We start from the raw sequence: 5,482 nt of genomic DNA, 5'->3' as shown, positions 1-5,482 counted from the left end.
CGATCTCGGCCAAGGCCGCGCGCAGCGTCATGGTGGCGCGCGACGGCGCGGGAACGGGCGCGGCCGGCGCTTCTGGCGTGGTCGCCGCGTGGTCGGGGATTTCCAGAGTCTCGGGCTGGCGCGCGTCCGGCTCGGGCTGAGCAGCAGGCGCGGGGGAGGAGGCCGACGCCGGGGCGGCGGCCGGCGTCTCCTCCGTCCAGCGGGCGAAGCCCTCCAGCGCGTTGGTCAGCCGGTCCTCGGTCTGGATGTTGCGCCGGGACAGCATGGAGACGAGCTGCTCCAGACTGCGGCGGGGAGGGGTCTGCGGCGCCGGCGAGGGCGCCTGGGCGAGGCGTTCCGCGAGCCGGTCGATCGGCCGCGGGTCGGCGTCCTGCCCTTCGCCCTGAGGGCCGATCGCCCGTGCGGCCCGTGCCTGGTCGCTGAAGCTCATTGCGCTCGATCTCCGCCGCCGGCGCAAATCCTGAGCGCCGCATTAGGCACTGTTAACGGACAGGGTAAACAAGCCGTTAACGCCAAGAGATCGTAAGGCTTTGACCGGCCTCGCCCATCTGCGTCCGGACGGTGGCGCGTTCTTAGGAACGGTTCCGAATGGGTTCGCGGGCCGTTCAGGCCGGATTGGAAGCCGGACAGCGCCGCTGCATCGTCGCCGTTCTTCCGCGAGCGGGTGGGTGCGATGGCCGGCGACGGGCTTCAGCGCCGCGCAATGGGATTGGATTGATTGTGCGGTGGCCCTCAATCACCAGACCGCTAGAATGGCGAGGTCCATCAGCCGGGTCAGTTCGGCGTTGCGGTTGGCCCTCAATCACCAGACCGCTAGAATCGCCCGATATGTGGGCGCTCCGGCGACCTTGTTGCGGTTGGCCCTCAATCACCGGACCGCTAGAATCGCGCTCGAACGGGGGGCGGCCCCCATTGCGTTGCGGTTGGCCCTCAATCACCGGACCGCTAGAATACGACACCGCTTAAGGCCCTGAGAGATCAGGGCCTTTTGCTTGCTGAAAGAGGCTTCGGTCAGTCCCGACGTCATGGGCTTTCGTCTTGTTCCCATTGCGGGAACCATGCTACATTCTCTCATGCAGATCATCGCGCGCCGCACGTTGAAGGCTTTCTGGGACGTCCACCCCGACGCCGAGACGCCCTTGGTGGTTTGGTTCAAGCGCGTCGAGAAGGCGGACTGGAGCGGCCCGCAGGACGTGAAGGACATGTTCGGATCGGCCGACTTCGTGGCCGACGACCGCGTGATCTTCAACATCGGCGGCAACAAATACCGCCTGATCGTTCGCGTCTCCTACCCGTTCAAGCGCGTGATGATCAAATTCATCGGGACGCACAAAGAATACGACAAGATCAACCCGGAGACCGTGTGATGGACATTCGCCCGATCCGCACCGAAGCCGATTACGACTGGGCTCTCGCTGAAGTCGAGCGCTATTTCGACGAACCTCCCGTCTTCGGCTCTCCGGACGGCGATCGGTTCGATGTGCTCTCCACCCTGATCGCCGCCTACGAGGCGGAGCGGTTCCCCCTTCCCGACGTCGATCCCATTGACGCCCTCAAAGCGTTCATGGAGAGCGCCGGCAAGACCCAGGCCGATCTCGCTCAACTGTTCGGATCAAGGCCTCGCGCCTCCGAAGTCCTCAACCGGAAACGGGCGCTCACGCTCGACATGATCCACCGCCTGCGCGCCGCATGGGGCCTGCCGTCCGATCTGATCGCCAAGCCTTACGCTTTGAAGGCGGCGTCCTGACCAAAAGACGCCGCCCGTTGTAGTTGGCTTCAATCGCCAGACCGCTAGAATTCCGAAGCTCAGCAGGGCTCGCAGTCGATCGTTGCGGTTGGCCCTCAATCACCAGACCGCTAGAATGCCCAGACCTGATCCGGAGAGCGCTTGCCGGTTGCGGTTGGCCCTCAATCACCAGACCGCTAGAATCGAGGCGTTTTTGGCGGGCGGATCGGGTGTGTTGCGGTTGGCCCTCAATCACCAGACCGCTAGAATCGTGTTGCTGGCCATGTCGCACCAAGCCTCGTTGCGGTTGGCCCTCAATCACCAGACCGCTAGAATACGACACCGCTTAAGGCCCTGAGAAATCGGGGCCTTTTGCTTTTGGAGGGCGGTCAAACCTCGGCGCATGTCGTCACTTTTTTCGCGTGCAGGGCGCGCAGCCTGCTCACATCGATGCCGGCTGTCGACGTCGGCGCCAAGAGCAGGGCGTCTGCGCCTGTAAACGCGCTCAAGCTGAAACGAAGAGATCGGCCACGCCGGAACGCTCGACCTCAACCGACTGAACGGGTTGAGCGCGAACGTCGTGGAGGCCCGCCATGCGCCGGGCGTGACGGTGGTCGGGATCGCGCGGTCCGGCGCATCGCGGCAGGGCTACGGAACGTTGGTTGAACGGCCGTGCGGCTCCGGGGTAGATGGTCGGAGGACGGCGGTGTGTCCGCCGCTCTCCCGACCCGGACCTCCCCGCCCATGACCCCCTCCGCCGGCCTGTTCGCCACCTATCGCCGCGCCATCGGGCTTCTGGGGCCGGAGAAGCCGCTGGCGGCGGCGCTGGTCGCGGGCAATGTGGCGCTGGCGCTCGCGGCCTTCGCCGAGCCGGTGCTGTTCGGCCGCATCGTCGACGCGCTGACCCGCGGCGAGACCGGGGACCTCGGCCTGATCGCGGCGTTCTGGGCCGGCATCGCGCTGGCGGCCATCGTTGGTCGGGTTCTGGTGGGGCTGAACGCGGACAAGCTCACCCATCGCCGCCGGCTCGCCGCGCTCACCGAGGCTTTCGGCCACACGCTGTCGCTGCCGCTCAGCTTCCACCGCCGCACCCATTCGGGGCGGGTGGTGAAGGCGCTCGTCACCGGCGCCAACGCGCTCGCCGACGTGTGGCTCGCCTTTTTCCGCTCGGGCTGCGCCACGCTGGTGGGGCTTGCGGCGCTGCTGCCGGCGAGCCTCGCGCTCAACCCGTGGCTCGGCCTGATCCTGATCGGGCTCGTCGTGCTGTTCGGCGTCGCGATCACCGCGCTGCTGCGCAAGACCCAGTCGCGGCAGGAGAACGTGGAGAGCTTCCATTCCGATGTCGCCCAGCGCGCCGCGGACGCGGTGGGCAACGTGGCCGTGGTGCAGAGCTTCGCCCGCATCCGCGCGGAGGTCGGCGGCCTGCGGGACGTGATGCAGCGCCTGCTCGACGCGCAGATGCCGGTGCTGTCCTGGTGGGCCTGGGCGGCGGCCGCGACGCCCGCGGCCGGCACGCTCACCGTGCTCGGCGTGGTGCTGGCGGGCGCGGCGCTGAACGCGCAGGGGCTGGCGAGCGTCGGCGACATCGTCACCTTCGCCGCGCTCGCCACACTGGTGATCGGCCGGCTCGGCGAGGCGGTGCAGCTCGTCAACATGGCGCTTCTGAACGGACCGCGCATCGCGGAGCTGCTGGCGCTGCTCGACACCGCGCCCGAGGTGGCGGAGCGCGAGGACGCCCGCGATCCGGGCCGGGTGACGGGGCTGATCGCGTTCGAGGACGTGTCCTTCGCCTATGAGCCGTCGCGGCCCACGCTGGTCGACGTCAGCTTCGAGGCCCGCCCCGGCTCCATGGTGGCGCTGGTCGGCGCCACCGGGTCCGGCAAGTCCACCGCTCTGTCGCTGCTGCACCGGGCGTTCGATCCGCAGGACGGCCGGGTCGCGATCGACGGCGTCGACATCCGCGACATGACGCTGGACGGCCTGCGGCGGAACATCGGCGTCGTGTTTCAGGAGCCGATGCTGTTCGCGCGCACCATCGCCGACAACCTGCGCGTCGGCCGGCCGGACGCCACCGACGCGGAGCTGGAGGAGGCCTGCGCCAAGGCCGAGGTGCTGGACGTGGTGCGCCGTCTGCCGAACGGCTTCTCAACCGAGCTCGGCGAGCGCGGCGCCTCGCTCTCCGGCGGCGAGCGCCAGCGGCTCGCCATCGCCCGCGCGCTGCTGAAGGACGCGCCGATCCTGATGCTGGACGAGGCGACCAGCGCCCTCGACGCCGGCACCGAGGCGCGGGTGCAGGCGGCGCTGGACGCGGCGCGGGAGGGGCGCACCACGCTCGTCATCGCCCACCGGCTCGCCACCGTGCGCAGCGCCGATCTGGTGCTGGTGTTCGAGCGCGGCCGCATCGTGGAGCGCGGCCGCTTTGACGAGCTCGCGACCGCCGGCGGCCCGTTCTCGCAGCTCGTCGCCGCCCAGGCGCTGGCGCGGGCGCAGGACGCCAAGGCCGCGTCGTCCACCGCCAAGGACGGGCTCGTGAACGCCCTGTGATTGGCAAGCGGGGGCTCGGGAGGTACAACGGTCCGCGTCGGCCGGTCCCCGCCGCCGCGCGCGTTGGGGGGAACGGCGCGGCTTCCGCCGATCATCGCCCGACGCAGCGTGAGTCCGACCGCCCCATGCTTCAGACCTTCCGCCGCCGCGCCGCCGCGTGGCTCGCCATCGCCGCCGCCGCAGGCCTCGCGCTGCCGGCGCAGGCCCAGCCCGTGCTCGTGGCCGACGTCGCCACCGGGCAGGTGCTGGAGGCCAACGAGGCCACCGCGCCGTGGTATCCGGCGTCGCTCACCAAGCTGATGAGCGCCTATGTGGTGCTGACGGCGGTGCGCAACGGCAAGCTCCGCGCCGACACGCCGCTGATCTACACCGCCCGCGCCCAGGCCGAGCCCCCGAGCAAGATGGGCTTCCAGGTCGGCCAGACGGTCACCGTCGACGACGCGCTGAAGATGCTGATGGTGCAGTCGGCCAACGACATCGCCTTCCTGCTGGCGGAGGGCGTGTCCGGCTCGGTGGAGGGCTTCGTGGCGGAGATGAACCGCACCGCCCGCCAGCTCGGCATGACCAACACCAATTTCGTCAACCCGAACGGCCTGCCGGTGCGGCCTGGCCCCGACCTGCAGCGCACCACCGCGCGGGACATGGCGCTGCTCGCCTCCGCGCTCTACCGCGATTTTCCGGGGCAGGCCGGCCTGTTCTCGCTCGACGCCATCCAGATCGGCGACCGCATCCTGCGCAACCACAACGGGCTGATCGGCCGCTATCCCGGCGCGGACGGCATGAAGACCGGCTACGTCTGCTCCTCGGGCTTCAACGTGGTGGCGACCGCCACCCGCAACGGCCGCCGGCTGGTGGCGGTGGTGCTGGGCTCGCGCACGCCGATCGAGCGCTCCGAGACCGCCATCGACGCCTTCGAGCGCGGCTTCGCGGCGACCTCCGCCCGCGCCACGCTGGCGAGCCTGCCGCAGCAGGTCGGCGCCTTCCCGGTGGACCTGCGCGAGACCATGTGCGGCAAGTCCACCGCCAAGGCCCGCGCCGAGCGCAAGCTCGATCCGGCGGGCCATCCCTGGCGGCCGATCCTGATGTCGAAGACGCAGGTCAACCCGGTGCGGGTCTACGCCACGGCGGCGCCGAACGCGCCAGCGGTCGCGGCCAAGCCGAGCGGCGTCGACGAGGACGCCCCGACCGCCTTCGCGCCCACGGCGGCGGCCG

Annotated in this window: 4 protein-coding genes and 1 pseudogene; 4 read left to right on the top strand and 1 reads right to left on the bottom strand. The window is 69.8% G+C overall.

The annotated features are described in order from the left end of the window. Positions 1-430 (bottom strand): annotated as a pseudogene (locus ACFQ4O_RS14645) (hypothetical protein); the annotation flags it as partial. Between the two features lie 643 nt (positions 431-1,073). On the opposite strand from ACFQ4O_RS14645, the gene ACFQ4O_RS14640 reads away from it, so the two are divergent. The 4 genes from ACFQ4O_RS14640 to ACFQ4O_RS14625 form a co-directional block, all read left to right on the top strand. Next, entirely contained in the window at positions 1,074-1,367 is a 294-nt protein-coding gene (locus ACFQ4O_RS14640; RefSeq protein ID WP_378776603.1) for a type II toxin-antitoxin system HigB family toxin, read from the top strand. Continuing rightward, entirely contained in the window at positions 1,367-1,747 is a 381-nt protein-coding gene (locus tag ACFQ4O_RS14635) for a helix-turn-helix domain-containing protein (protein ID WP_378776601.1), read from the top strand. Before ACFQ4O_RS14640 ends, ACFQ4O_RS14635 begins: the two co-directional genes overlap by 1 nt. A gap of 723 nt (positions 1,748-2,470) precedes the next feature. After that, on the top strand, positions 2,471-4,270 hold the full coding sequence (locus tag ACFQ4O_RS14630; RefSeq protein ID WP_378776599.1) for a glucan ABC transporter ATP-binding protein/ permease: 1,800 nt from the start codon (positions 2,471-2,473) through the stop codon (positions 4,268-4,270). 125 nt (positions 4,271-4,395) lie between these two features. After that, positions 4,396-5,482, top strand: a 1,087-nt coding sequence (locus tag ACFQ4O_RS14625) for a D-alanyl-D-alanine carboxypeptidase family protein (RefSeq protein WP_378776597.1), incomplete at its 3' end; no start/stop codon positions are given.

Source organism: Methylopila musalis (assembly GCF_042679725.1).
GTDB classification, from domain to species: domain Bacteria; phylum Pseudomonadota; class Alphaproteobacteria; order Rhizobiales; family Methylopilaceae; genus Methylopila; species Methylopila musalis.
This window is presented reverse-complemented; position numbering and strand designations above follow the sequence as displayed.

Excerpts from the sequence above, each read along its gene's own strand:
- ACFQ4O_RS14630 (WP_378776599.1), top strand. The coding sequence starts at position 2,471 with ATGACCCCCTCCGCCGGCCTGTTCGCCACCTATCGCCGCGCCATCGGG.
- ACFQ4O_RS14635 (WP_378776601.1), top strand. The coding sequence starts at position 1,367 with ATGGACATTCGCCCGATCCGCACCGAAGCCGATTACGACTGGGCTCTC.
- ACFQ4O_RS14640 (WP_378776603.1), top strand. The coding sequence starts at position 1,074 with ATGCAGATCATCGCGCGCCGCACGTTGAAGGCTTTCTGGGACGTCCAC.